Annotated in this window: 29 protein-coding genes; 7 read left to right on the forward strand and 22 right to left on the reverse strand. The window is 59.3% G+C overall.

The genetic code is table 11. The annotated features are described in order from the left end of the window. Positions 1-191: 191 nt before the first annotated feature. From ACR0C5_RS09915 to ACR0C5_RS09925, 3 genes are all read right to left on the reverse strand, one after another. Positions 192-785 carry a DsbA family oxidoreductase gene (locus ACR0C5_RS09915; protein ID WP_480876249.1) on the reverse strand — a complete coding sequence of 198 codons (594 nt, stop codon included), beginning with the start codon at positions 783-785 and terminating at the stop codon, positions 192-194. A 63-nt stretch (positions 786-848) separates the two neighbouring features. After that, the gene (locus ACR0C5_RS09920) at positions 849-1,568 is read right to left on the reverse strand and encodes a glutathione S-transferase family protein (protein WP_480876250.1); all 720 of its coding nucleotides are present in this window, start codon (positions 1,566-1,568) and stop codon (positions 849-851) included. Then, on the reverse strand, positions 1,555-2,163 hold the full coding sequence (locus tag ACR0C5_RS09925; protein WP_170786440.1) for an NAD(P)H-dependent oxidoreductase: 609 nt from the start codon (positions 2,161-2,163) through the stop codon (positions 1,555-1,557). The genes ACR0C5_RS09920 and ACR0C5_RS09925 overlap by 14 nt, the downstream gene beginning before the upstream one ends. A gap of 213 nt (positions 2,164-2,376) precedes the next feature. On the opposite strand from ACR0C5_RS09925, the gene ACR0C5_RS09930 reads away from it, so the two are divergent. Further along, positions 2,377-2,661 carry a winged helix-turn-helix transcriptional regulator gene (locus ACR0C5_RS09930; RefSeq protein ID WP_480876252.1) on the forward strand — a complete coding sequence of 95 codons (285 nt, stop codon included), beginning with the start codon at positions 2,377-2,379 and terminating at the stop codon, positions 2,659-2,661. A 426-nt stretch (positions 2,662-3,087) separates the two neighbouring features. Here ACR0C5_RS09930 and infB read toward each other — a convergent pair whose 3' ends face one another. The 6 genes from infB to pip all read right to left on the reverse strand — a co-directional run bounded on the left by infB (position 3,088) and on the right by pip (position 10,370). Continuing rightward, positions 3,088-5,562 carry a translation initiation factor IF-2 gene (gene infB, locus ACR0C5_RS09935; RefSeq protein ID WP_480876254.1) on the reverse strand — a complete coding sequence of 825 codons (2,475 nt, stop codon included), beginning with the start codon at positions 5,560-5,562 and terminating at the stop codon, positions 3,088-3,090. An 8-nt stretch (positions 5,563-5,570) separates the two neighbouring features. Further along, positions 5,571-6,194, reverse strand: a complete 624-nt coding sequence (locus ACR0C5_RS09940; protein ID WP_480876256.1) for an RNA-binding protein — start codon at positions 6,192-6,194, stop codon at positions 5,571-5,573. A gap of 24 nt (positions 6,195-6,218) precedes the next feature. Further along, a complete protein-coding gene (gene nusA, locus ACR0C5_RS09945) occupies positions 6,219-7,829 on the reverse strand; it encodes a transcription termination factor NusA (protein ID WP_170770955.1) in 1,611 nt (536 codons plus the stop codon). After that, positions 7,829-8,419 carry a ribosome maturation factor RimP gene (gene rimP, locus ACR0C5_RS09950; protein ID WP_170770957.1) on the reverse strand — a complete coding sequence of 197 codons (591 nt, stop codon included), beginning with the start codon at positions 8,417-8,419 and terminating at the stop codon, positions 7,829-7,831. The genes nusA and rimP overlap by 1 nt, the downstream gene beginning before the upstream one ends. A gap of 158 nt (positions 8,420-8,577) precedes the next feature. Then, on the reverse strand, positions 8,578-9,396 hold the full coding sequence (locus ACR0C5_RS09955; protein ID WP_480876258.1) for an ABC transporter substrate-binding protein: 819 nt from the start codon (positions 9,394-9,396) through the stop codon (positions 8,578-8,580). After that, positions 9,393-10,370, reverse strand: coding sequence for a prolyl aminopeptidase (gene pip / locus ACR0C5_RS09960; RefSeq protein WP_480876260.1), 978 nt, complete (start codon positions 10,368-10,370; stop codon positions 9,393-9,395). Before pip ends, ACR0C5_RS09955 begins: the two co-directional genes overlap by 4 nt. A gap of 48 nt (positions 10,371-10,418) precedes the next feature. Between pip and ubiG the strand changes: the two genes are divergently transcribed. Further along, the gene (gene ubiG / locus ACR0C5_RS09965; RefSeq protein WP_480876262.1) at positions 10,419-11,165 is read left to right on the forward strand and encodes a bifunctional 2-polyprenyl-6-hydroxyphenol methylase/3-demethylubiquinol 3-O-methyltransferase UbiG; all 747 of its coding nucleotides are present in this window, start codon (positions 10,419-10,421) and stop codon (positions 11,163-11,165) included. A 2-nt stretch (positions 11,166-11,167) separates the two neighbouring features. Here the strand turns inward: ubiG and ACR0C5_RS09970 are convergent, their stop codons facing one another. The 4 genes from ACR0C5_RS09970 to ACR0C5_RS09985 are packed head-to-tail and all read right to left on the reverse strand — an operon-like array spanning position 11,168 to position 13,443. Next, positions 11,168-11,608 (reverse strand): MarR family winged helix-turn-helix transcriptional regulator, encoded by a 441-nt coding sequence (locus tag ACR0C5_RS09970; RefSeq protein ID WP_170790083.1) that lies wholly within the window; start codon positions 11,606-11,608, stop codon positions 11,168-11,170. 14 nt (positions 11,609-11,622) lie between these two features. Further along, positions 11,623-12,453 (reverse strand): carbon-nitrogen hydrolase family protein, encoded by an 831-nt coding sequence (locus tag ACR0C5_RS09975; protein ID WP_480876264.1) that lies wholly within the window; start codon positions 12,451-12,453, stop codon positions 11,623-11,625. Next, positions 12,450-12,707: a glutaredoxin 3 gene (gene grxC, locus ACR0C5_RS09980; RefSeq protein ID WP_170790085.1), complete on the reverse strand. Its 258-nt coding sequence runs from the start codon at positions 12,705-12,707 to the stop codon at positions 12,450-12,452. Before grxC ends, ACR0C5_RS09975 begins: the two co-directional genes overlap by 4 nt. A 37-nt stretch (positions 12,708-12,744) precedes the next feature. Next, positions 12,745-13,443, reverse strand: coding sequence for a ComF family protein (locus ACR0C5_RS09985; RefSeq protein ID WP_170770971.1), 699 nt, complete (start codon positions 13,441-13,443; stop codon positions 12,745-12,747). A 46-nt stretch (positions 13,444-13,489) separates the two neighbouring features. On the opposite strand from ACR0C5_RS09985, the gene ACR0C5_RS09990 reads away from it, so the two are divergent. Both ACR0C5_RS09990 and hemH read left to right on the forward strand, forming a co-directional pair. Next, positions 13,490-14,320, forward strand: coding sequence for a methyltransferase domain-containing protein (locus tag ACR0C5_RS09990; protein ID WP_480876267.1), 831 nt, complete (start codon positions 13,490-13,492; stop codon positions 14,318-14,320). Positions 14,321-14,378: 58 nt separating this feature from the next. Then, positions 14,379-15,428 carry a ferrochelatase gene (gene hemH, locus ACR0C5_RS09995; protein WP_170786430.1) on the forward strand — a complete coding sequence of 350 codons (1,050 nt, stop codon included), beginning with the start codon at positions 14,379-14,381 and terminating at the stop codon, positions 15,426-15,428. Between the two features lie 87 nt (positions 15,429-15,515). On the opposite strand, the gene ACR0C5_RS10000 is transcribed toward hemH, so the two are convergent. Both ACR0C5_RS10000 and ACR0C5_RS10005 read right to left on the reverse strand, forming a co-directional pair. Then, the gene (locus tag ACR0C5_RS10000; protein ID WP_170770974.1) at positions 15,516-15,698 is read right to left on the reverse strand and encodes a hypothetical protein; all 183 of its coding nucleotides are present in this window, start codon (positions 15,696-15,698) and stop codon (positions 15,516-15,518) included. A 139-nt stretch (positions 15,699-15,837) separates the two neighbouring features. Then, positions 15,838-16,437 carry a L,D-transpeptidase gene (locus ACR0C5_RS10005; protein ID WP_170770976.1) on the reverse strand — a complete coding sequence of 200 codons (600 nt, stop codon included), beginning with the start codon at positions 16,435-16,437 and terminating at the stop codon, positions 15,838-15,840. Positions 16,438-16,606: 169 nt separating this feature from the next. On the opposite strand from ACR0C5_RS10005, the gene dalA reads away from it, so the two are divergent. After that, positions 16,607-17,122, forward strand: a complete 516-nt coding sequence (dalA, locus tag ACR0C5_RS10010) for a divisome-associated lipoprotein DalA (protein WP_170770978.1) — start codon at positions 16,607-16,609, stop codon at positions 17,120-17,122. Positions 17,123-17,183: 61 nt separating this feature from the next. Here dalA and ACR0C5_RS10015 read toward each other — a convergent pair whose 3' ends face one another. The 7 genes from ACR0C5_RS10015 to ACR0C5_RS10045 all read right to left on the reverse strand — a co-directional run bounded on the left by ACR0C5_RS10015 (position 17,184) and on the right by ACR0C5_RS10045 (position 21,969). After that, positions 17,184-17,648, reverse strand: a complete 465-nt coding sequence (locus ACR0C5_RS10015; RefSeq protein ID WP_170770981.1) for a PTS sugar transporter subunit IIA — start codon at positions 17,646-17,648, stop codon at positions 17,184-17,186. A 60-nt stretch (positions 17,649-17,708) separates the two neighbouring features. Beyond that, complete coding sequence (gene hpf / locus ACR0C5_RS10020; protein WP_170770983.1) at positions 17,709-18,272, reverse strand: ribosome hibernation-promoting factor, HPF/YfiA family; 564 nt, start codon at positions 18,270-18,272, stop codon at positions 17,709-17,711. 252 nt (positions 18,273-18,524) lie between these two features. Continuing rightward, entirely contained in the window at positions 18,525-19,283 is a 759-nt protein-coding gene (gene lptB / locus ACR0C5_RS10025) for an LPS export ABC transporter ATP-binding protein (RefSeq protein WP_170770985.1), read from the reverse strand. Continuing rightward, complete coding sequence (locus ACR0C5_RS10030; protein ID WP_170770987.1) at positions 19,283-19,774, reverse strand: LptA/OstA family protein; 492 nt, start codon at positions 19,772-19,774, stop codon at positions 19,283-19,285. The genes lptB and ACR0C5_RS10030 overlap by 1 nt, the downstream gene beginning before the upstream one ends. 15 nt (positions 19,775-19,789) lie before the next feature. Beyond that, positions 19,790-20,377, reverse strand: coding sequence for an LPS export ABC transporter periplasmic protein LptC (gene lptC / locus ACR0C5_RS10035; RefSeq protein WP_480876271.1), 588 nt, complete (start codon positions 20,375-20,377; stop codon positions 19,790-19,792). Positions 20,378-20,389: 12 nt separating this feature from the next. After that, on the reverse strand, positions 20,390-21,358 hold the full coding sequence (locus ACR0C5_RS10040) for a KpsF/GutQ family sugar-phosphate isomerase (RefSeq protein ID WP_170770991.1): 969 nt from the start codon (positions 21,356-21,358) through the stop codon (positions 20,390-20,392). Beyond that, entirely contained in the window at positions 21,355-21,969 is a 615-nt protein-coding gene (locus ACR0C5_RS10045) for a ribonuclease H-like domain-containing protein (RefSeq protein ID WP_170786424.1), read from the reverse strand. Before ACR0C5_RS10045 ends, ACR0C5_RS10040 begins: the two co-directional genes overlap by 4 nt. Positions 21,970-22,132: 163 nt before the next feature. Here ACR0C5_RS10045 and ACR0C5_RS10050 point away from each other — a divergent pair, with 163 nt between their 5' ends. Together ACR0C5_RS10050 and ACR0C5_RS10055 are read left to right on the forward strand one after the other, a co-directional pair. Continuing rightward, positions 22,133-23,353 carry an MFS transporter gene (locus ACR0C5_RS10050; protein WP_480876273.1) on the forward strand — a complete coding sequence of 407 codons (1,221 nt, stop codon included), beginning with the start codon at positions 22,133-22,135 and terminating at the stop codon, positions 23,351-23,353. Between the two features lie 33 nt (positions 23,354-23,386). Then, a complete protein-coding gene (locus ACR0C5_RS10055) occupies positions 23,387-23,815 on the forward strand; it encodes an Lrp/AsnC family transcriptional regulator (RefSeq protein WP_170770997.1) in 429 nt (142 codons plus the stop codon). Positions 23,816-23,880: the final 65 nt, after the last annotated feature.

Genomic DNA, 23,880 nt, shown 5'->3' on the forward strand with positions numbered 1-23,880 from the left:
GAACTCTTCAAGATTGAAAGGCTATAGTGGCCGATATGCGGCCACTCCGACTAGGTTTTTTCTACAAGAGGAAGGTTGTCGCGGAGACTTACGTCATGCAACCCCCGCTATGGTTTCTCAACGGTGGCATGCCGGGCAACACCCGTCCGATCGTGGGTTTTTGCGCTGGAAGCGCCCGGTATTCACGGGTTTTACGCGGCCCTGTCGTCTTGTAGATCCAGCAAGATGCGGGCGTATTTTTGCTCGCCCTGTGCGCTGGTCACAAGGTGACGTTGGTCGAACACCATTGCGGGCACGCCCCGAACACCTTGGCTGATCCAGAATTGCTCTTTCTGGCGCACGAGATTGGCTCGATCTTGGCTTTGCAACATGTCCAACGCATCCGCTCGGTTCAGCCCGATGCCTGCTGCCACTTCGGCCAGAACCTGTACATCAGAGACGTTTTCGCGACGTGTAAAGAACACCGAAAAGAGGGCCTGCTTCATGTCGCGGCCTTTGCCTTGCTCGGCTGCCCAGTCAATCAATTGATGCGCGCGGAAGGTGTTATACATCCGCATGTCATCGGCGTAATTGAACGTGAATCCCAGTGCCGCGCCCATCTCGGTCAGGCGGGCTCTCGCCTGGTTCGAGCCTTCCAACGTGGTCCCGTATTTCGATACCAGATGGTCGCGCAGGTTCTCTGCGCCTTCTGTCATCTGAGGGTTCAGCTCGAATGGGTGCCAGTGGATATCAAGTTCGACGCCTGTGTCGCGGGCGGCCTTGGCGAGCTGGTGGTAGCCAATCACACACTATGGACAAACAACGTCTGACACGACATCGACACGGATAGAGGGCGCAACTGGCATGGCTTAGGTTCCTTTCACGTCGCCGGAAAAACGCGCTGCGTTTTCCTTGGCAAAGGCGCTGGCATCTGCGTCAGCATCCCAGAATTGTGGGTTGGCCTTGGGGATGGTCAGCGCTCGCTGCACAGCGGGTCGGGCATCAATCCGGTCGAACCAGGCGTTCAAATGCGGAAGGTCCGACACATCCACTCGGGCCCAAACATAGGCACGCGCCCACGGGTACAGCATCATGTCGGCAATTGTGTATTCGTCCGCTGCGATCCATTCACGCCCCTCCAGACGTGTATTCATCACCTCCATCAACCGGCGGCTTTCGTCCACGTAGCGACGGATCGAGAATGGCTCTTCATGGCCATTGGGGGCGGCGATATGCTGGAAATACATTGCCTGTCCCATCATTGGTCCCACGTGGCCGACCTGAAACAGCATCCACTGCATAACCTCGGACCGCTTGACCGGGTCCGACGGCAGGAATTTTCCGTGTTTCTCAGCCAGATGCCACAGGATCGCACCGGATTCGAAGATCGCGCGGCCTTCCGAACGATCCTCGATTGTCGGGATCTTTCCATTTGGGTTCAGCGCCAGATAGTCCGGCGCCTTTTGTTCCTGTTTGGAAAAATTGACATGAGTCAGGTCGTAGGGAACACCTGCCTCCTCCAAAAAAATGACCGGTTTGTAGCCGTTCATCGTGCCTGCAGTATAAAGGTGAATATCAGGCTGGGACATGTTCGACCTCGGAAAAAGTGGTTTTCAGATGCGCGTCAAATCGAGCGAAATCAGCCTCGATTTCGGGGTTCTTCATAACATCGAAGGCAGCGAATGTCGGTAGGGCCTGCATACCAAAGAACTTGGCGTTCAGATGCATGGGGCGCAGCAGATCGTCAACGCTTGCCCCGGCAAAGAACGGCTCGGTGGGGTTGTCGAATGCTTCCTTCGGCGCATTAAATGTCACCGAAAGCATGTATGTCTTGCCGTGCAGTGACCCACCCATGCCGTAATTGGCCTTTGGTGCGTTGGTGGTGCGACCGTCACCATCGCATAGGCGGCCATCCATCCCGGCTGTGTAGACCTCATCCATATATTTCTTGAAGATCCATGGGACGCCCATCCAGTTTACCGGGAACTGCATGATGACCGTATCGGCCCAAACATGCGCCTCAACCTCTGAATTTGCGTCATAGCCATCCGCAACGGTGGTCATACGTACTTCGTGGCCCATTGAGGCCAACGTGTTGCCTGCGCGTTCGACCAGGCTAGCGTTCAATTGTCCGGGGGCGAACTCATACGGCTGAGTGCCGTTCACGATCAGGATTTTGCTCATGTCCATATCCTATATGTGCACTGTATGAACCCCTTGACGAATGAGGGGGTTGAGAGCATTTGAGTATTGAGGTGAAGAAAATCAACTAGTATACTTTTTGTAACCTTATGCATAAGGAAATGGATAGCGATGCGGGCGCGGGTGGACGAAGATGTAAAAGGGCGCAAAATTGTGACAGAGGCCTGTCAGGAGCCATGCGCAATTGAGCAGGGCATGCGGATCATCGGGGGCAAATGGACCGGGTCCATCCTATGGCACCTGAAGGATCGTCCGGTGCGTTTCAACGATCTTGCTCGGTTGCTGGGCGGGGCCAGCAAAAAGATGATTGCCGAGCGGCTGCGCCAGCTAGAGGATCAGGGGCTGGTGAGCCGACACGTGAAGGATACCGCGCCGGTTTCCGTGCAGTATTCTATCACTGACCTTGGCCGCACGGCACTTGGGTTTCTCGACGAATTGCGAAAGTGGAGCGAGAAGCTGCCTAACGGCTTAAAGCGATGACTTTGGTCTGTGTTTAATGATCAGAAAGCTAGAGCTTTTTCCGACCATATACCAAACGAGGTTTTCACCAATCTGCGGATGAAGTGACAAGGTTACTTGAAACAGTCTCCCAAGGGTTTGTTTTCCCGAAGAATGTAGTGCGAACAAATTTCTGCCGGCCGCTCAGCGCCATTTGAACAGAACGGTGACGTAACACCTGTCCCGCAGGCCGAGAGTTTTGTTGAATTAGGTTCTGGCATCTTCAGCAAACGGCTGCTTTTACGGCCGCGCCGCGGCAGCGGCTTTGCCAAGTAAGTGGCCGCAAAGGCCAGTCGATACGCATTGCGATTTCCGCTTTGTCCCGCAGTTCAGTCGTTGGAGCTTAACAAAAGCAAAAAAAGCGGCCCAATGGGACCGCTTTTGTCAATTTCTTCTGTAGCAATCGGATCAGTCCAGCGTCCGCGTGACCTCTTCGCGCTCGAAGATCTCGATCACGTCGCCGGCGCGGATGTCGTCGTAATTTTCGAACGCCATACCGCATTCCTGACCCGACTGAACCTCGGTCACTTCGTCCTTGAAGCGCTTCAGCGTTTTCAGCGTGCCTTCGTGGATCACCACGTTGTCGCGCAGCAAGCGGACACCTGCGGAACGACGTGCGACACCTTCTGTAACCAGACAACCAGCAACCTTGCCGACGCCTGTGACCTTGAAGACTTCGCGGATCTCGGCGTAACCGATGAACTTCTCGCGGATCTCGGCACTCAGCAGGCCCGAAGCAGCTGCTTTCACGTCATCCACGAGGTCATAGATCACCGAGTAATAGCGGATTTCCACACCCTTCTGGTTCGCCGTGTTCCGCGCCGAGGCGTTCGCACGGACGTTGAAGCCAAAGATCGGTGCGCCGGAGGCTTCGGCCAGACCGACATCCGTCTCGGTGATTGCACCGACACCCGAATGCAGAACGCGCACGCGCACTTCTTCGTTGCCGATCTTCTCCATCGCCTGAACGATGGCTTCGGCCGAACCTTGTACGTCCGCCTTCATCAGAATCGGCAGCTCGGTGACATTTTCGTCTTCCTTGGCCTTCTGCATCAGCTGCTCAAGGGTGGTCGCGGCACCGGCGGCGGCGCGTTTGTCCTTGGCGGCTTGCTCACGATAGGCAGCAATCTCGCGGGCTTGCGCTTCGGTCTCGGTCACGTTCAGAACGTCACCGGCTTCGGGCGTGCCGTTGAGACCCAGAACCTCAACCGGAACCGAGGGGCCTGCCTCTTTGACGCGGTCGCCCTTGTCGTTGATCAGCGCACGGACCTTACCGTATTGCTCACCCACAACAAAGATATCGCCCTGACGCAGCGTACCGTTCTGAACCAGAACGGTGGCCACGGGGCCACGACCCACATCTAGCTGCGCCTCGATCACAGCACCTTGGGCGGCGCGGTCGGGGTTGGCTTTCAGTTCCAGAATCTCAGCCTGCAGCGCGATGGCTTCCAGCAATTCGTCCAGACCCTGACCGGTGATGGCGGAGACTTCGACGTCCTGAACCTCACCTGACATTTTCTCGACGATCACTTCATGCTGAAGCAGATCGGTGCGCACCTTGTCCGGATTTGCATCCGGCTTGTCGACCTTGTTGATCGCCACGATCATCGGCACTTCGGCCGCTTTAGCGTGGTTGATCGCCTCGATGGTCTGCGGCATCACCGCGTCGTCGGCGGCAACCACCAGAACCACGATATCCGTGACCTGAGCCCCGCGCGAGCGCATCGAAGTAAAGGCCGCGTGGCCCGGAGTATCCAGGAAGGTCAGCGTAGTGCCGCCATCGGTTTTCACCTGATAGGCGCCGATATGCTGGGTGATGCCCCCGGCTTCACCGGCCACAACGCGCGCATCGCGGATCGCATCCAGCAGCGAGGTTTTACCGTGGTCAACGTGACCCATGATGGTGATGACCGGCGGACGCGGCTGCAGGTCCTCGTCCTTGTCCTCGACCTCTTTGATGACGTCTTCCACATCCGAATCGGAGACACGAGTGACCTTGTGGCCAAACTCTTCGATGATCAGTTCCGCGGTATCGGCGTCGATGGTCTGGTTTTGCGTGACCATCATGCCCATCTGCATCAGCGATTTGACAACATCAGCGACACGCTCGGCCATACGGTTGGCCAGTTCCGAAACCATGATCGCCTCGGGCAGCTGAACGTCGCGGATCACCTTTTCGCGTTCAACCGAACCACCCATGGCTTTCTGGCGCGCACGTTCCTGCTTGCGCTTCATCGCAGCCATCGAGCGTTGGCGGTTGCCTTCGCCACCGGTGGCCTGACCCAGAGTCAGTTTACCCGAGCGGCGGTTGTCATCACGGCCCTTGCCACGACCGCGCTGTTCACGCTCGCGATCCTGCTTGCGCGGAGCAGCCGCAGGTGCGGGCTTGCTGGCTGGGCTGCGCGCGGCTTTGGGCTCTTCGGGCGCGGGGGCAGCGGCGGCGCGTTTGGCGGCTTCTTCTGCCTCCTGACGCTTGCGCACTTCTTCCTCGGCCTTGGCACGTGCCTTTTCTTCAGCCTCACGCTGTTCGCGTTCCTTGGCTTCCTGTTCCGCGCGGCGACGGGCGCGTTCTTCTTCACGCGCCTTTTCAGCAGCCTCACGGGCGGCGGCCTCTTCGACCTCGCGCGCTTTGGCGGCCTGCAGCGCCTTCATCCGGCGGGCCATTTCGGCGTCGGAAATCCCGGCAGGACGGCGCGACGGATCACCCGAAGGCGTTGCACCGCCGCTCGGCTTTCCGGCACCCGGCTTGGGGACCACCACGCGTTTGCGTTTGGTTTCCACCACGACATTCTTGGTGCGTCCGTGGCTGAAACTCTGTTTCACATTTCCGGGGCGTGCCCCGCCACGAAGACCCAATGTCTTTTTGCCGTCACTATCGCTCATAAAGCTTCTTACCCTTCCGTGCGGCCCTTGACGCCGTCATCCGTTTCGCGCAAGCCACGCAGGCGCTGCGCTTCCTCTACAACACGTTTGGCGAGTCCGCCAGAGGCCAGCGCCGCATGAATCACGGTTTGGCGCCCAAATGCCGCCCCTAATTCATCCGCAGTCAGCCATCCGATGTATTTTCCGAAGTGCGGCGTGCTGAGTTTCGACTTGCCGCGCCCCGATCCATCGCTGGCCTGAATCAGTACCTGAGCCTCTTCCCGGTCCAGCCACGTCTTGACCTTTTCATACCCGGCGACCGCGTCACCGGACTTGCGCGCCAAGCTGATCAGCTCGATCACCCGTCGCGCGACTTGCTTTTCAACCTCATCCGCCAGGTCCGTTTGCGCAGTCGCCTGCGTCTTGAACCCGCGCGAGAACAGCTTTTTGCCAACGGCCTTGTCCAGCGCGGCGCGATCCGCCGCCACATAGACCCCGCGCCCCGGCAGTTTTGCCGCAACATCGGGAAAGACCTGACCGTCCGGACCCATTACAAAGCGGATCAGCCCATATTTCGGCTGAACCTCGCCCGTGGCGATGCACTTGCGTTCGGGTCCGTCCGACCGATCCTTATGGACGCCACCGCGACCCATTAACGCCACCCCGAGGCCCTGAGATCAGGCCTCGGCCTCCTCTTCTGCTTCGCCGTCTTCGTCCGCCTGCTCCAGCTCGGCCGGGTCAACCCAGCCCAGCATGATGCGTGCCGTCATGACCAAGTCCTGTGCCTCTTCCAGCGTCACGCCGAAAGGTTCCAGAACACCATCATCCTTGATGCGCTCGCCGTCGACCGTGGTCCAGCCACCGGCCAGTTCCCAGTCGGCGCAAGTGGCGAAGTCTTCCAGAGTCTTCACGTCATCCTTGGCCAGCGCCTCTACCATCTGGGGTGTGAGGCCTTCGAATTCAATAAGGCTATCCTCGACGCCCAACGCACGGGCTGCGTCCAGAGCCGCCTTGGCCTGTGCTTCCAGGAATTCACGGGCCCGGGTCTGCAATTCCTGAGCGGTGCCTTCGTCAACGCCGTCGATGACCAGAAGCTCGTCCAGCTCGACATAGGCCACCTCTTCGAGGTTGGTGAAGCCTTCGGACACCAGCAGTTGGGCAAAGAACTCGTCCAGATCCAGCGTCTCCATGAACAGCTGGGTGCGGGCTTCGAATTCCTTCTGACGACGTGCCGATTCTTCGGCCTCGGTCATGATGTCGATGTCCAGGTTGGTCAGTTGGCTGGCCAGACGCACGTTCTGACCGCGACGGCCGATTGCCAGCGACAGCTGTTCTTCGGGTACGACAACTTCGATCTTGCCAGCTTCTTCATCCAGAACCACCTTGGAGACTTCCGCGGGCTGCAGGGCGTTCACAAGGAAGGTCGGCTGATCTTCATTCCACGGGATGATGTCGATCTTTTCACCCTGCAGCTCGTTCACAACCGCCTGTACACGGCTGCCGCGCATACCAACGCAGGCACCGACAGGGTCGATCGAGCCGTCATAAGAGATCACGGCGATCTTGGCGCGCGAACCGGGGTCGCGGGCCACGGCCTTAACCTCGATGATGCCGTCATAAATCTCCGGCACTTCCATCTTGAACAGCTCGGCCATGAACTCCGGCGCGGTGCGCGACAGGAAGATCTGGTGGCCACGAACCTCGCGGCGCACTTCCTTGATGTAGGCGCGCACGCGATCATTCGGGCGATAGCTTTCGCGGCCGATCTTGTCATTGCGGCGCAGAACGGCCTCGGCACCGCCCAGATCGACGATGACATTGCCAAATTCTTCGCGCTTGACCGCACCGTTGATGATGGTGCCTGCGCGATCCTTGAACTCTTCGTACTGGCGATCACGTTCCGCTTCGCGGACCTTCTGCAGGATCACCTGCTTGGCCGATTGCGCCGCGATCCGGCCCATTTCAACCGGCGGCACTTCTTCGACGAAGACGTCACCGACCTCGGGGTTTTCCATGTACTGCTTGGCTTGTTCGACGGTGAACTCGGCCTGATAGTTTTCCAGCTCTTCATCCTCAACCACGGTGCGGACGCGGGTAAAGGTCGCCTTACCTGTCTTGCGGTCGATGCTGACACGGATGTCCATCTCGGCGCCGTAGCGGCTCTTGGCGGCACGGGCGAGCGATTCTTCCATCGCTTCGACAACCAGACCGGGGTCGATCATCTTTTCGCGGGCCACGGCCTCGGCGGTCTGCAGCAGCTCCAGCTGGTTGGCTGAGGTGATTGCCATCAGTTCGTCTCCTCTTCGGACCCTTCGGTCTCAATCTCGTCGAAAGCGTTTTCGTTTAAGGATCCAGCGTCTTTGCGCTGGCGCAGCATTTCCTTGATCAGGTCATCGGTCAAAACCAGCTTGGCATCGCTCAGCCAGTCGAATTGCAGACCGATGGTGATCGTCTCATCTCCCTCGGGGATATTAATCAGAACTTCATCCCCTTCGATCCCGGCCAGCTCACCCTTAAAGCGGCGGCGGCCGTCGATCAGTTCCGCGGTTTCAATCTTCGCTTCATACCCTTCGAAATTCTCAAAATCCTTGAGACGGGTCAGAGGGCGGTCGATACCAGGGCTGGACACCTCTAGCGTATAGGCGTCCAAAATCGGATCCTCGACATCCAACGTGGCGCTGACGGCGTTAGAAATCTCAGCGCAGTCATCCACTTCGATGCCACCATCGGGCTTGTCAGCCATGATCTGCAACGTGGTGGTCTTGCCGCTCATCAGGCGGATACGAACAAGCTCATACCCCAGATCCTCGATCACAGGGGTGATGATCTCGGCCAGTCGCCGGTCAATGGCAGCTTTGGCAATCAGGTCGTTTGTCATTCAGATCTCTACCCTTCAATCGGGCACAAAAAAACGGGCGCGCGGCCCGTCGTATTTTCCGGTGGAGCCTTGAACCAGAAGTCCAACGCGCCGCTGTTGCAACTGCATATACGCAGGCTTTCCCGAGTCTGCAACCCCCGGCGTGAAACGTGATCAGGTCAGGCCAGCCACCACCGTTCGGCGATGCGCCCATCGTCCAGCGCACGGCCCCCGATCTGGCGTGGCATACCCACCTGTCCAGCCACGGCCAGCGCCATGTCATCTTGGCTGGGGTGGTACCGCAGGCCGCGCTGATCCTTCAGGCCATCGCTGTCGGGCAGCGCTGCCACGTCCACGTAACCGTCGCGCAACGCCTCGGCCCGGACGCGGGCGTCAGGGATCACGATAACCTCAAGCGCATCGGCCCATCCGGCCTGTCCGTCCTTGTAGTGATCCGCCACCCGGCGGCCCAGAAAATGCCGATCATCCTCGGCCCGTTCGACCTTGTAGCACCCGGTTCCATTGGCGGTGCACAAAGGCGTCACGCCCTGCCCGTCCCTTGTGATGGCGAACCGGGTATCGGCCAGCAGGAAAGGCAGACCGGGATTGGCCTCGGTCAGTTCCAACCGCAGCGAATCTGCCGTCAGCGCCTCGGCCCGCCCGACCCGTTGCAGCACCGACACCACATCCGCAACATCCAGCGCCGCGCCGTCATGGAAAGTCACATTAGCCCGCAGATCAAAGCTCCAGACCCGCGCATCCGCATTCGTGTGCCACCCGGTCGCCAATTCGCCGCGCAAGGTGCCATCGGGCGCGATCTCGGTCAGAGTGTCAAAGACAGCCCCACGCGCAATCTGCTCCAAACTGTTATCACGCGGCACGGCCAGCCGCAGCGTTCCGCCCTTTTTAGGCGTATCCGCCAGCGAGGCCCCTGTGGCCGCCAGCAATGCCGCCGCAGCACCCGAGGCGAATAAGGCACGACGGTCCATCCGGGTCATGCGATGCCCTCCGCCACACGGTCCATGATGCGCACCAATTCGGCGCTGATGCCGGGTTCGGACAGGGCATGGCCTGCGTGGCGCACCATCTTCAGTTCCGCATTCGGCCAGCGTTCGGCCAAAGACCACGCGGCCTGCGGCGGGCAGATCATGTCATAGCGCCCCTGCACGATATGGCCGGGGATAAGGGCGATCCGGTCCATCTGATCCAGAATCTGCCCGTCTTTCTCAAGGAAAGCCCCATGGGTGAAATAGTGATTCTCAAGCCGCGCAAAGGCGCGCGCGTATTCTCCGGGGCTTTCCCCCGTAGACCCGTGCGAATGGATCGAGGCCAGCGCGTTCTCCCACGCTGACCAGGCCCGCGCATACAGGATTTCCGTCGCACGATCGCCCGAAAACAGGCGTTTGTGATAGGCACCTATGGTGTCGGTCAGTTCATCCTCGGTCAGCAAAGCGGTGAATTTCGCCCATTGCTCGGGCCAGAACTTGCCCGCGCCGCCGCCATAGAACCAATCCAGCTCGGCCTGCGTGGCCAGAAACACACCGCGCAGCACCAGCCGGTTCACCCGGTCCGGATGCGCCTGCGCATAGATCAGCGCCAGCGTCGCGCCCCAGCTGCCGCCAAACACCGTCCAGTCGTCGATATCCAGCAGCGTCCGCAGGCGTTCGATGTCATCCACCAGATCCCACGTCGTATTATCCACCACCGAGGCATGCGGCCGCGACCGGCCACACCCGCGCTGATCAAACAGAATCACCCGGAACACACGCGGATCGAAATACCGCCGCATCGCTGGGCTGCACCCGCCACCGGGGCCGCCATGGAGGATCACGACCGGCAGCCCTTCGGGATTGCCGCATTGCTCCATATAAATACGGTGCCCGTCGCCCACATCGACCATCCGCTGATCGAACGGGTCGATTGGCGGGTACAGATATTGAACTGCGCGCTTTTGGTCCGGGTACTTATCCATTAGGGCCCTATATAGTCTTTAAACGTAAAAGAGCACACGGAGACAGGAATGCAAGCGCATCCGAACACGGTGGACCCGTCCGAGATCGCAAAATTCGAGGCGATGGCCGCCGAATGGTGGGACCCCCATGGGAAATTCAAACCTCTGCACATGCTCAACCCGTGCCGTCTGGACTATATCACACAGCAGATTGCGGGTGAATTTGACCGTGATCTGACGACTGCGAAACCCTTCGAGGGCCTGCGCCTGCTGGATATCGGCTGCGGCGGCGGGCTGCTGAGCGAACCGATGGCGCGTCTGGGCGCGACGGTCGTGGGTGCAGACGCCGCCGAGGGCAACCTGCCCGTCGCCCGCATCCATGCCGAACAATCGGGGTTGGACATCGACTACCGCCACACCACCGCCGAGGCCATGGCCGCCGCGGGCGAGCAATTCGACGTGGTGCTGAACATGGAAGTGGTCGAGCACGTGACCGACCCCTTGGGTTTCCTTACAGCCTCGCAACAGTTGCTGAAACCGGCCGGGTTGCTGATCTGCTCGACCATCAACCGCAACCCGAAATCCTACGCTATGGCCATTTTCGGGGCCGAAGTCGTCATGCGCTGGCTGCCGCGCGGCACGCATGAATGGAACAAGTTCATCACACCCGATGAGCTGTTCGACCTGCTGCGTCAGGCCGGGCTGGAGCCGGTGGACCGCAAGGGTTTCGTCTTCAACCCGATCCTGTGGAGCTGGTCGATCTCGAACCGGGATTTGAGCGTGAACTATGTGACGGCGAGTGTGAAGCCTACCTGAGGCTACTCCCCCTCCAACTGCAACCGCAAATCCCGCAGTACGGGCAGCGTGCTGCGGACGCGCTCCAACCCCAGCTCTCCGACTACGCGGTTGATCAGCGGGGCAATCGACGAAATCGCCTGATCGCGCGCGCGACGACCGGCGGGACTGATGGCAACCATCTTGCGGCGGGCGTCGTCCCAGTCGGGGCGGATGTGGATGTATCCGGCCCATTCCAGCTTGGCCAATGTGTTGGTCATCGCCCCGCGAGTGACGTGGAACGTGCTGGCCAGTTGCGCCGGGCTGCGCTCATCGCCGACGAACACAAGATGGTTCAGGACCGAGAAATGCGAGATCTCCATACCCTTTGGCAGCACCCGGCTGAGCCGGTTGCGCAATAGCTGGTCGGCGGTCAGGATCTCGCTGAACAGCGTGACCGCAAGGGCATTGGTGTCGTTTGCCATGGTCCGATCTTGAGTCAGGGCCCATCGAAGGGCCGCAGGTGCGTCAGTGAGGGCACGCGGCGGCGCGCCTCTGACACAGAACTATCATCCAAATCGAAAATGTGAATGCCCGGATCAGTGCCTGCGTCGATGACTACCTCTCCCCACGGGGCAATGGCCATGGTATGGCCATGCGTATGTCGTGTTTTTCCGCGCGTTTTAGGGTGCGAACCCGTTTGCGCCGGAGCCAGCACCCAACAGCCGGTCTCAATCGCCCGAGCGCGCAGCAGCGATTCCCAATGCGCCTTGCCCGTGACCGGAGAAAACGCCGCCGGAACGGTCAGAATTCGCGCACCTGCCTGCGCCAAGGCAGCAAAGAGATGCGGAAAACGGATGTCATAGCAAATGGCCATACCGACCTTACCGAAATCGGTCTGCGCAATCACGGCCCGGTCGCCGGGGCGATAGTTCTTCGACTCGCGGAAGGTTTCAGTTTCCGAGACCTGCACGTCGAACATATGGATCTTGTCATAGCGCGCCACGATCTGCCCTCGCGGATCGATCATAAACGACCGGTTGGCAAAGCGCCCATCGGCGTCGTGCGTCTTGATCCCAAGCGAGCCGATCAACAACCACACGCCCAGCGCAGCAGCCTGTTCGCGCAAGCCCGCCAGCGTCTGGTCATCTTCTTCGTGCTGCAACACCTCGCGTTGCCGCGTGGTCGAGGTCGAGACGCAGTTCGTCACCTCGGGCGTCAGAATGAACAGCGCGCCCTGCGCGGCCGCCTCGGCCATCAGTGCGCGCACCATGTTCAGATTGTCAGACGGATCATCCGACGAGGTGATCTGCAGCAGCGCAGTCTTCATGCCGCCAGCAGGCGATCCAACTTGCCCTGACGGTCCAGCTCGTACAGATCATCACAGCCGCCCACGTGCTGGGTGCCGATGAAGATTTGCGGCACGGTGCGTTTGCCGCCGGCGCGCTTGATCATCTCGGGCTTGCGTTTGGGGTGCATGAAGACGTCAACCTCTTTGAATTCGACGCCTTTCTGCTTCAGCAGACGCTTGGCCGCATGGCAGAAGCCGCACAGAGGCGATGTGTAGATCTCAACCGGTTTCATAAATCATCCCTTCGGGTTTCGCGTAATCCTGCGCGAATTAGGCATCCTTGGCAACGCGCGCTAGGGTCAACACGAAAATATGATTTGCCCCTGCATCCATGCAGACACGCGCACAGGCCGCCAGCGTCGCACCCGAGGTCATCACGTCATCGACAAGCAGGACATCCCGACCCTGTATCCGGCTGATGCGCCTGGGATGGGGCGCGATGGCGTTTTCCAGCGTCTCGGCCCTTTGCGCGGCGGTTTTCCCGTCCAGAACCGGCGTTTTGACCCGGCGGGTCAGAAGATCGGGGCAGACCTCCAGCCCGGTTTGCTGGCCCAAATGCTGCGCCAACAGAGCGGATTGATTGTAGCGTCGCTTCAGCAATCGGGACCAATGCAAGGGCACCGGCACCACAAGCATGTCTTCGCGGAACAAATCCCGACCTGCCTCGGTCATCCAGCGCGCAGCGGGGCGCGCCAGTTCGGGCCGGTCCCCGTGTTTGAACGCCAAAATCAGTCCTCGCGCCTTGCCGTCATACAACAATGCCGACCGTCCATCCCGCCATGGCCGGGGCGTCTTCATGCAGTCATCGCATTCGATCCGGTACCCATCCGCCTCGCCCGGCAGAGGCAACCCGCAGCTTTCGCAGACGACCCCGCCGATGAACGGCGTGTCACGCCAGCACGCGCCGCAAAGGCCAAAGTCAGACTCGGTCAACTCGCCGCAGCCCATGCAACGCGGTGGATAGATCATCTGAAGGGCGGTTTGAATCCGCGGCCAGATGCGATACTTGCGCCTTATGAAACTGCCTGCTTCCAACGCACCCTCTCTGTTCGACCGCGAGGCCCTGACCCTGCATCGCGCCCGCACCCGGGACGAGGCCCTGTTCCTGCACCGCGCCGCCGTGGACGAGGTTCAGGATCGACTCAGCATGGTTAACAAAACCTTTACGGCCCCGGCTGTGGTGACGCCGTTTGCCCATATCTGGCGGGATGTGTTCCCAGAGGCACAGATCGTGGCCGATGATGAGGTGCTGGCCCTGGCCCCCGGTGCGCATGATCTGGTGATTCACGCAATGGCGCTGCACTGGGCCAACGACCCCGTAGGCCAGTTGATCCAATGCCATCGGGCGCTAAAGCCTGACGGGCTGCTGCTGGTGGTCTGTCTGGGCGGAGAAACCCTGCACGAGCTGCGCGCAGCATTGGGTCAGGCCGAGATCGAGGTCTCGGGCGGGCTCAGCCCACGCATCGCGCCGATGGGAGAGCTGCGTGATATGGGCGGCTTGCTGCAACGGGCCGGGCTGGCCCTGCCGGTGGCCGACACGGCGCGACTGACGGCCGAATACCGCGACCTGCGACATCTGATGCAGGATCTGCGCGTAATGGGCGAGACCAACAGCCTAACCGACCGCATCAGACGCCCCACTCGGCGACAGGTCTTTGACCGCGCCCAGCAGATATACGCCGAACACTTCGCAACCCCCCAAGGGCGGTTGAAAACCACCTATGAACTGATTTGCCTGACCGGCTGGTCCCCAGATGACAGTCAGCAAAAGCCCCTTCGCCCGGGATCGGCCCAAACCCGCCTTGCCGATGCATTGGGGACAAAAGAAGGCAAACTGTCCGATTGACGGCGGACCATTTCCGTTTATCTCAGCCCGGAACACGACGAATTCAGGAAACAATCCCATGTTTGACGCCACTCGACCCGCTCATGCCCCCGAAGACCACCCCAAGGTCAAAATGGGCCGCGTCGGCATCCTGCTGGCCAATCTGGGCACTCCGGACGATTACACCTATTGGCCAATGCGCCGATATCTGAACGAGTTTCTTTCGGACCAGCGCGTCATCGACTATCCGAAATGGAAATGGCAGCCGATCTTGCAGGGGATCATCCTCAGCAAGCGGCCCTTCAGTTCGGGCGAGGCCTACAAATCGATCTGGAATCACGAAAAAGGCGAAAGCCCGCTGATGACGATCACCAAGGATCAAACCGCCAAGATGCGCGATGCGATGCAAGCGCGCTATGGCGATCGGGTGATGGTCGATTTCTGTATGCGCTACGGCAATCCCTCGACCAAATCCAAAGTGCGCGAAATGGTGGCAGCGGGCTGTGACCGAATCCTGTTCTTCCCGCTCTATCCGCAATATGCGGGCGCCACGACCGCCACCGCCAATGACCAGTTCTTCCGCGCGTTGATGGAAGAAGCCTGGCAACCTGCGTCACGCACCGTGCCTGCCTATTTCGACGAACCCGCTTATATCGACGCGCTGGCCGGATCTGTGGAACAGGCTTACGCCGCGATGGAGACCAAGCCTGATATTCTGGTCTGCTCATATCACGGGATGCCGGACCGCTATTTGCAGCAGGGCGATCCCTATCACTGCCAATGTGCAAAAACCTCTCGCCTGCTGAAAGAACGGTTGGGCTGGGCGGATGATCAGCTTGTATCAACCTTCCAGTCGCGATTCGGGCCCGAGGAATGGTTGAAACCCTATACGGTCGATCACGTGGCGGACCTGGCACGTCAGGGGAAGAAAAACATCGCCGTGATCGCTCCGGCCTTTTCCGCCGATTGCATCGAAACGCTGGAAGAGATCAACGAAGAGATCAAGGAAAGCTTTGAAGAAGCCGGCGGCGAGAGCTTTACCTACATCCCCTGCCTCAATGACGACGACGCGCATATCGCAGCTCTTGGCAAGGTCATCGAAGACAATCTGAAGGGCTGGCTGGACTAAACCCGACCTGATCCCGCGCCTGCATGAGCGCATAAAAAAAGGCGGTGGAAAGCTCCACCGCCTTTTCTGTGTATTTCGCTCGTCGAATTAGCTTGCTGCAACAGCTGCGGCAACCACAACCAGCAGGACCAGCGGCAGGATGATGCCCTGCGACGAACCCTGAGTTTCTTCGACAACAACAGGTGCTTCAACAACCGGCTCTTCCAGGTTGCCAGCAAAAGCGGTCGATGCAGCAGCGGTCAGTGCAGCGGCGAGAACGAGTTTCTTCATATTAACCTCCAGAATAAGTACGGCTCCAACTAGCGAAACCGCACACCCAAGACTTACCTCGTATATTTTTCTAACCAGCTATCCGACTGGAATGCAAATGGAACTTGCGTCGCAAGCGGGTTCACGCGCGATTTTGTCGTCAAATTAGCAACACTTGCGTGCCAACATTGGCCATCGAAAACAACTCGGCAATATCTTCGTTGAAAAGACCGATGCAGCCATTGGATGATCTACGCCCGATTTTGCGCGTATCGTGGGTTCCATGAATGCGATAGTATTTCCAGCTTAGATATAAAGCGTGCGTTCCCAACGGGTTATCCGGACCCGGTGGAATATAGTCCGGCCATTCCGGGTTGCGTTTCTTCATCGACGGCGTCGGCGCCCAGCTTGGACCTTCGACTTTTCGGATCACGCTGGTGCGTCCCCGGCGGGTCAATTCCTCGGTCAAGGGCACTGAAGACGGATACAGTTTGTACACACTTTGATCTTCTGACCAATAATGTAGCGCCCGTGAGATGGTATCGACCAAAATTGCGCCGTTTCGAGTGTTGTCGAAATAGGGTTTCCAATCCAAAGCGCGGAAGCCAGAAATATTGCGGCGCACCTGAGGTTCGGGCTCTGGGGCCGGCCTTAGCGGATCACCGGGGATGTATTGCGCAATCGCAGGTGACGCCAGCGCCGCCGTGGCGGTCGTCAGAAATACGCGGCGACTTGTCGCCGGAATAGGTTTCTTGACCATATCGAGCGGTCCCTCTCTATACCAAATCTGAAAAACTGACGTATTTTATTGCCAGAATGCGTCTTTCGCAAACCAAACCGGCAAAATCACGCGAGAATCGGCTATTGCAGGTTTGCCCAACCACCTCGAGCGCGCTATGCCCTAGGACAACAGAAACATCAGGCCCACCATGACGCGTATTATTTCTTTATTGTTTGCTTGCCTCGTTGCTCTGGCAGCATGTACCCCCAGCAGCACGCCGACTTACGGTGCCGACGGGCGTCCTTTGCCGACTGTCTACAAGATTCGAGGCAATCCCGAAAAACTGCAATTCCGCATGCTTGATTCGGTCAACGCGCTGCGTCAGGCGTCGGGACTACAACCGGTTCAACTGAATGCGCAGCTGAACGCCGCTGCCGCGACCCACTCCAAGGACATGGCGCGTCAGAACCGGCCATGGCATTTCGGGTCCGACGGCTCTTCGCCAATCGACCGGGCGGCGCGTGTGGGATATTTCGGCACATTTCTGGGCGAGGCGATTTCCGAGACATTCGAAACCGAAACCGAAACGCTGGCCGCCTGGATGCAGGAACCGGGGCCACGCTCGGTTATTCTGGACCCAAAGGCCACACAAATGGGCTTTGCCTGGCATCAGGAGAATGGCGGGAAAATCTGGTGGACTCTGGAAATGGGGACCGGCGGCTGACCACAGCCACTTAAATAAGAAGCCCCCAATATTCGGGGGCTTTTCTTTTTCAATCAGACGATTAAGCCGCCTGCATGGATTGCGCTTCGGTCAAAATCGCATAGAGCTTGACTGGATCGGGATTGGCCCGCAGCTTGGCGCAAACCGAGGTATCGCGCAGCGTCCGAGATACCAGCGCCAGTGCCTTCAGGTGATCCACTCCCGCCTCTTCGGGGGCGAACAATGCAAAAGCGATATCAACAGGCTGCCGGTCTACCGACCCAAAATCAATCGGCTTTTCCAGCATGACAAACACGCCCGAGACATCCTGTAGCTCGGTCAGCCGCGCATGAGGCAGAGCAACGCCATGGCCCACGCCTGTGGGCCCAAGGCTTTCACGCTCCAGAAGCGCATCCACAACGACCTGCGCGTCCAGACCCAGTGTCGCAGCCGCAACATCGCCGATTTCCTGAAACAACCGCTTCTTGCTGGATGCGGCGGATAACACACGCACTGCTTCGGGCTTCAGAATGCTCGAAAGCTCCATGATAACGCTCCATGACGATGCCCCCACTGGCGCAGGGGCACGTCTTTCTAATCTTGCCTGTTACGGATCAATCCAGCCGATGTTTCCGTCTTCCCGACGATACACGACATTCAATCCATCCTTGTTCTCATTCCGGAACACCAGCACCGGGGCACCAGCCAGTTCCATCTGCATAACGGCTTCACCAACACTCAGCGATGGGATCTTGGTTTCCATCTCAGCCACGATCATCGGCTGCAGAGTTTCAGGCTCATCCGCCGACTCAGATTCGTCAGAGGCGAGGATATAAGAGGAAGCTCCAAAGAGTTCAACCGGCTCGGACCGATCCTTGTGATGGTCCTTGAGACGGCGTTTGTATCGGCGCAATTGTGTTTCCATCTTGTCACAGCACCCCTCGAATGCTGCGTAAATCTCGGTTGCGTGGGCTTTGGCCTGCGCCGTCAGGCCGGTGGAAAGATGTACGGTGGTCTCGCACACATATTCATGCGCAGAACGGGAAAAGACGACATTGGCGTCGGTCGGTCGCTGGGCGTATTTGCCCACCACCTCGCCAAGTTCGGTCTGCACATGGGTCTGAAGTGCTTCGCCGATGTCGATCTGTTTTCCGCTGATTTGGTAACGCATGTGATCTCCTTCACAATTCACACCCATTTAGACGCTGTGAAATACAACGCGCTTTTTTTTATCGGGTGGGGGGTATCGACATGTTCCGCGGTAGCCGGAACTTGATCCCTTCGAAGAAGGGGCATCGTGATCCAGACTGGAACCGAGGAAATGCCATGCCCCAATTGAGGCAAGAGACGGAGGAAGAGTCAATCAAAACAGGCGTGTATATACGAGATTTCCGCCATGCATCCGGCGCAATACCACGCAAACCTATGAAATACGGAAGTTTTCGCCCAGATAGACGCGGCGCACGTTTTCGTTTTCGACTACTTCGTCCGGCGTTCCGGACATAAGTACCTGACCATCATGCAGAATATAGGCGCGATCTACGATCTCGAGCGTCTCGCGCACGTTGTGATCAGTGATCAGAACACCGATCCCGCGCTTTTTCAGATCGGCCACAAGGTGACGGATATCGCCCACGCTGATCGGGTCCACACCGGCAAAAGGTTCGTCCAGCAGCAAATACTTGGGGTCAGCCGCCAGACAACGCGCGATCTCGACCCGGCGCCGTTCGCCACCAGACAGGGCCAGCGCAGGCGCGCGACGCAGATGTTCGATCGAGAAATCGGACAACAGCTCTTCCAGCCGTTCCTTGCGGCGATGCGCGTGTCTTACGGTGATATCCAGCACGGCAGATATGTTTTCTTCAACGCTCATACCCCGGAAAATCGACATTTCCTGCGGCAGATACCCAATACCAAGCCGTGCACGGCGGTACATGGGCAGGGTCGTCACCACCTGACCGTCGATGGTCACGGTTCCAGCCTCGGGAAAAACCAGCCCAGCCACGGAATAAAAGGTCGTGGTCTTGCCCGACCCGTTGGGGCCCAACAGCGCCACAACCTCGGACCGGCCCAATGTCATCGAGACATCGCGGATAACCGTTTTCTTCCGGTAGGATTTGCGCAGCTTTTCGATCCTGAGCCCCGATGTGCCCTCGGTCACGCTCAGACTGGGTCGCGCCATCAGTTGGCCCCCTGCTGAAGGATCGTCTTGACGTTGCCCGTCACCGTTGCCGACCCAGAGGTCAGGTTTGCATTCATCTGATCGCCGCTGATCGTGCTGGGGCCCTGGGTCAGCAGAACGTTACCGCGCATGACGATCTGGCCCGAGTCGATGGTATATTCCGCCCAATCCCCTTCCGCCGCATCGGGCGGGCTGACCAGAACAACGTCTTCCGTGGCCTCCATCCGCTCGATACCCGAGCGGTCCTCATTGTAGATCACTAGTACCCGACCCGCAGTCAGCCGCATTTCTCCCTGGATGACGATCACGTTGCCCACGAACTCGGCCGAGCCGTCCTCCTGGTTCACGTTCAGCGATTCCGATGTCACCTCGACCGGCAGGCTGGGGTCTGCCTTGACGGCACCAAACGCGACCTGGGTTCCCTGCGCCGCAGCCAGATTGGCACCGGCCAGCAAAGAGACGGTAAGAAGGACAGTACGAAAATCGAACACAGCTTATCTTTCTGCTTATTGCGGCTGGTATATCAGCTTCACGCCATCTGTAAAAAGAATATGGACCGGACCGTCCTTTTTTTCCGCCCCGAATGTCATACGACCGGCCGAGAAATCGCCGATCGCGCCGGTTCCGTCAATCTGACCCGGCGTATCACCCCGAATTTCGTCCAAGGCCGTGTTCAGGTGATCAGTTGTCACCCGAATACCGTCGGTCGTGGTAATCACGACATCTCCCACGAAGGTTGCCGTGTTCTTGTCAGGGCGGATCGTGCCCGAATTGGAATCCAGCGTGATGATACCGCCATTCAAAAGCCCCAGCCTGCCCTGAAACTCGGATGCCGTGGGCACAGAGTTCTCGGTTCCTTGCGTGGCTTGCGTGGCTTCGATCAGTACCTCTTCGCCCTTGCGCGTGGTGCCACGGTAGCTGGGATTGGTGACCACCTGATCGGCCAGACGTTCCTCGATATCGCGTTGGGTGAAGGGGACCGTCACGTCGGTTTCGATGCTGCGCGACAGCAGGAACACGGTGGACAACAGCACAATGGCCGCCAGCGGCAGGACCACCTTCAAGAACTGCACCATCCGAGAGTGGCTGTCCACGGCCCCGCCCTCTTATCCCAGCCCGACGCGCAGGCAATCGTGAATGTGCAGCAGACCCAGCGCGGGGCCGTCCGTATCCGGTTCGACCACAAACAACGAGGTGATCTTGCGGTCATTCATGATCGCCACGGCTTCTTCAGCCAATGCATCGGGTCCGATTGTCGTCGGGTTCTCGGTCATCACCTGCGCGGCTGTTTTGGACAGCAAACCATCCATGTGACGGCGCAGGTCCCCATCGGTGATAATCCCCGAAAGCTGGCCACCGCTTTCTGTCACGCCCGCGACGCCGAACCCTTTCTGGCTGATCTCTATCAGCGCATCGCTCATGGCGACATCGGATGCCAGCAGGGGCAGGGCCTCGCCCGTATGCATCAGGTCACGCACCGTGCTGAGCCGCGCACCCAGCTTGCCTCCGGGGTGGAAAGCACGGAAATCCTCGGGCTTGAAATCGCGATGTTTCATCAGCGCGATCGCCAGCGCGTCGCCCATCGCCAATGTCAGCGTGGTCGAGATCGAGGGCACCATGCCAAACCCACATGCCTCGCCCATCGAGGGGATCAGCAAGTGCACATCCGCCTGTTTCATCAGCGTGCTTTCAGGCTTGCTGGACAGGCCGATCAGCGGAATCCCAAACCGGCGGGTAAAGGCCAGCAAGTTTGCCAGTTCCGGCGCTTCGCCAGAATTCGAAATAGCCAGAACAACGTCGCCCTTGGACACCATGCCCAGATCGCCATGGCTGGCCTCGGCAGGGTGAACGAAATAGGCGGGCGTGCCGGTGCTGGCCAAAGTTGCCGCGATTTTGTGGCCGATATGACCTGATTTGCCGATGCCGCTGATGATAATGCGGCCTGTGGCTTGCAGGATCAGCTGCACGGCCTCGGCAAAGTCTTCGTTCAGGCTGTCGGCCAGCACGTCCAGCGCGCGGGCTTCGTCGGTGATCACCTGTCGGGCGGTTTTCAGGAAGGCGTCTGTATCGGTCATGAGTGCGCAAAAATATCCGTTTCGGGCCAACCGGCGAGGTCAAGCTTCGCTCGCATCGGCAAGAAGTCAAAACAGGCCTGGGCCATTTCCGTCCGGCCTTCGCGGGCCAGCCGACCGTCCAGCGCCTCGCGCAGACGGTGCAGATACAAAACGTCCGAAGCCGCATAGTCCAGCTGCGCCTCTGTCAGGGTTTCGGCACCCCAATCGCTCATCTGTTGCTGTTTCGAGATATCGACCCCGATCAGTTCCTGGCACAGGTTTTTCAGCCCGTGGCGGTCGGTATAGGTGCGCACCAAACGGCTGGCGATCTTGGTGCAATAGACAGGTGCGGCCAGCGCACCAAAGGCGTGATACATCGCGGCGATATCGAAGCGACCGAAATGGAACAGCTTCAGTACGTCGGGGTTTTCCAGCATCGCGCACAGGTTTGGGGCCTCGGTCTGACCTTTGGCGACCTGCACAATATGGCTGTTGCCATCGCCGCCCGACATCTGGATCACACACAGACGGTCGCGATGCGGGTTAAGCCCCATGGTTTCGCAGTCGATGGCCACGACAGGGCCAAGGTCCAACCCGTCCGGCAGGTCGTTTTGATAAAGATGGTTCGCCACGGGGTCTTCCTTTGTGCGGTATCGCCCCCGAGATAGGCGGTTTGGCCCGTGAACTCAACGCCATCCATAGAATGCAATCAAGATACGCGATTCTTGACCATCCGAAACTGGGCTGGGAAAACCAACCAAGTATCCGTTTCCACTGGAAAGGACCGCCCGGCCCATGCTGAGCATCTTGCGAAACCGCGTTTACCGCCACCTGTTGGCCGCCCAGATAGTGGCGCTGACCGGCACCGGTTTGGCGACGGTTGCGCTAGGGCTTCTGGCATTTGATCTTGCAGGTAATGCTGCAGGCATGGTGCTGGGCACGGCGCTGACGATCAAGATGGTCGCCTATGTGCTGGTCGCGCCCATTGCTGCCGCCGTGGCCGAGCGGCTCGATCGCCGCAAAATGCTGGTGGTGTTGGATCTGGTCCGTGCGGCTGTGGCTGTCTGCTTGCCCTTCGTGACCGAGATCTGGCAGGTCTATGTGCTGATTTTTGTCCTGCAATCGGCCTCGGCCGGGTTCACGCCCGCGTTTCAGGCCACAATACCGGATGTGCTGACGGATGAGCACGACTATACAAAAGCCCTGTCGCTGTCCCGGCTGGCCTATGATCTGGAGAGCGTCGTAAGCCCACTGCTTGCCGCTGCTTTGCTGACGATTGTCAGTTTTGACAGCCTGTTCTGGGGCACTGGGGTTGGTTTTGTCGCCTCGGCCCTGCTGGTGGTTTCGGTCGTCCTGCCCTCGCCCAAACCCAAACAACCCCGCGGTATCTTTGACCGCACCACCCGCGGCCTGCGCATTTATTTGGCCACACCACGCCTCAGGGGGTTGCTGGCGCTGAACTGGACGGCTGCAGCCCTCAGCGCGACGGTTATTGTCAACACGGTGGTTATCGTGCGCGGCGATCTAGGACTGTCGGAAAGCGCAGTGGCAACGGCTCTGGCCGGGTTCGGAGGCGGTTCGATGCTGGCCGCTTTTGCCCTGCCCGCCCTGTTAGAGAAACTGCGGGACCGCGACGTCATGCTGACCGGCGCGAGCTTTGGCACGTTGTCGATGGCCGTGGCCGCCGCGATGTCGGCGCTGTCACTGATCTCGCTGCCCGGCCTCGCGCTGATCTGGGCCTGCGTCGGGTTTGGCTATTCGGCAACGCTGACCCCGGCAGGCCGCTTACTGACCCGCTCGGCCCCGCCTGAGGATCGCCCTGCGCTTTTCGCCGCGCAATTCACACTGTCGCATCTATGCTGGTTGGTGCTCTATCCCCTTGCGGGCTGGCTGATGACAGACAAGGGCACAACCCAAACCTTTGCCTGGATGACCTTTGCGGCGGCCTGGGGGATCGGGTTTATGGGCTTTCTGTGGCCCCGGTCCCTGACCCGTGCGCCCCATAACAAGCCTTGAGCCTCTGCCCGCCCTTGCACTACATCTGGCGTCATGGATCAACTGGACCGCCGCATCATCGCCGCCCTGCAACACAATGCCCGCGAGTCGACCACCAAGATCGCGGCCAAGCTGGGCGTAGCCCGCACCACCGTGCACGAGCGGATCAACCGCATGGAAGAGCGCGGCGTGATCGCGGGTTACTCCGTCGTACTGACTACACCCGAAGACAGCCCCCGCGTACAGGTCGTTGTCCTGCTGGAGGTGCAGCAAAAGGAAACCACGCGCATCATCAAGCGGCTCGAGGCCTACCCCGAGGTCAAACTGTGCCTGTCCATTAACGGAGAGTTCGACCTGTTGCTATCCGCCGAAGCCCCAAGATTGGAAGATTTGGACATTCTGGTGGATGAGCTGGCCAAAATCCCCGGCGTTCTGCGCACCAATACCAGCGTCGTGTTCGGGCGGCGGATTGATCGAATCTGATTGGCCGATAACCCTCTGTAAACCTAAGCAGGACTAGCTTGGCCGGGACTGATCAGAATCCCGGA

It is taken from the genome of Ruegeria sp. N8 (assembly GCF_056531325.1).

What these genes read in the sequence shown, in the direction of transcription:
- ACR0C5_RS09920 (WP_480876250.1), bottom strand. Translation starts at nt 1,568, where the DNA reads ATGTCCCAGCCTGATATTCACCTTTATACTGCAGGCACGATGAACGGC.
- ACR0C5_RS09925 (WP_170786440.1), bottom strand. Translation starts at nt 2,163, where the DNA reads ATGAGCAAAATCCTGATCGTGAACGGCACTCAGCCGTATGAGTTCGCC.
- ACR0C5_RS09930 (WP_480876252.1), top strand. Translation starts at nt 2,377, where the DNA reads ATGCGGATCATCGGGGGCAAATGGACCGGGTCCATCCTATGGCACCTG.
- infB (WP_480876254.1), bottom strand. Translation starts at nt 5,562, where the DNA reads ATGAGCGATAGTGACGGCAAAAAGACATTGGGTCTTCGTGGCGGGGCA.
- ACR0C5_RS09940 (WP_480876256.1), bottom strand. Translation starts at nt 6,194, where the DNA reads ATGGGTCGCGGTGGCGTCCATAAGGATCGGTCGGACGGACCCGAACGC.
- nusA (WP_170770955.1), bottom strand. Translation starts at nt 7,829, where the DNA reads ATGGCAATCACCTCAGCCAACCAGCTGGAGCTGCTGCAGACCGCCGAG.
- rimP (WP_170770957.1), bottom strand. Translation starts at nt 8,419, where the DNA reads ATGACAAACGACCTGATTGCCAAAGCTGCCATTGACCGGCGACTGGCC.
- ACR0C5_RS09955 (WP_480876258.1), bottom strand. Translation starts at nt 9,396, where the DNA reads ATGACCCGGATGGACCGTCGTGCCTTATTCGCCTCGGGTGCTGCGGCG.
- pip (WP_480876260.1), bottom strand. Translation starts at nt 10,370, where the DNA reads ATGGATAAGTACCCGGACCAAAAGCGCGCAGTTCAATATCTGTACCCG.
- ubiG (WP_480876262.1), top strand. Translation starts at nt 10,419, where the DNA reads ATGCAAGCGCATCCGAACACGGTGGACCCGTCCGAGATCGCAAAATTC.
- ACR0C5_RS09970 (WP_170790083.1), bottom strand. Translation starts at nt 11,608, where the DNA reads ATGGCAAACGACACCAATGCCCTTGCGGTCACGCTGTTCAGCGAGATC.
- ACR0C5_RS09975 (WP_480876264.1), bottom strand. Translation starts at nt 12,453, where the DNA reads ATGAAGACTGCGCTGCTGCAGATCACCTCGTCGGATGATCCGTCTGAC.
- grxC (WP_170790085.1), bottom strand. Translation starts at nt 12,707, where the DNA reads ATGAAACCGGTTGAGATCTACACATCGCCTCTGTGCGGCTTCTGCCAT.
- ACR0C5_RS09985 (WP_170770971.1), bottom strand. Translation starts at nt 13,443, where the DNA reads ATGATCTATCCACCGCGTTGCATGGGCTGCGGCGAGTTGACCGAGTCT.
- ACR0C5_RS09990 (WP_480876267.1), top strand. Translation starts at nt 13,490, where the DNA reads ATGAAACTGCCTGCTTCCAACGCACCCTCTCTGTTCGACCGCGAGGCC.
- hemH (WP_170786430.1), top strand. Translation starts at nt 14,379, where the DNA reads ATGTTTGACGCCACTCGACCCGCTCATGCCCCCGAAGACCACCCCAAG.
- ACR0C5_RS10000 (WP_170770974.1), bottom strand. Translation starts at nt 15,698, where the DNA reads ATGAAGAAACTCGTTCTCGCCGCTGCACTGACCGCTGCTGCATCGACC.
- ACR0C5_RS10005 (WP_170770976.1), bottom strand. Translation starts at nt 16,437, where the DNA reads ATGGTCAAGAAACCTATTCCGGCGACAAGTCGCCGCGTATTTCTGACG.
- dalA (WP_170770978.1), top strand. Translation starts at nt 16,607, where the DNA reads ATGACGCGTATTATTTCTTTATTGTTTGCTTGCCTCGTTGCTCTGGCA.
- ACR0C5_RS10015 (WP_170770981.1), bottom strand. Translation starts at nt 17,648, where the DNA reads ATGGAGCTTTCGAGCATTCTGAAGCCCGAAGCAGTGCGTGTGTTATCC.
- hpf (WP_170770983.1), bottom strand. Translation starts at nt 18,272, where the DNA reads ATGCGTTACCAAATCAGCGGAAAACAGATCGACATCGGCGAAGCACTT.
- lptB (WP_170770985.1), bottom strand. Translation starts at nt 19,283, where the DNA reads ATGGCGCGACCCAGTCTGAGCGTGACCGAGGGCACATCGGGGCTCAGG.
- ACR0C5_RS10040 (WP_170770991.1), bottom strand. Translation starts at nt 21,358, where the DNA reads ATGACCGATACAGACGCCTTCCTGAAAACCGCCCGACAGGTGATCACC.
- ACR0C5_RS10050 (WP_480876273.1), top strand. Translation starts at nt 22,133, where the DNA reads ATGCTGAGCATCTTGCGAAACCGCGTTTACCGCCACCTGTTGGCCGCC.
- ACR0C5_RS10055 (WP_170770997.1), top strand. Translation starts at nt 23,387, where the DNA reads ATGGATCAACTGGACCGCCGCATCATCGCCGCCCTGCAACACAATGCC.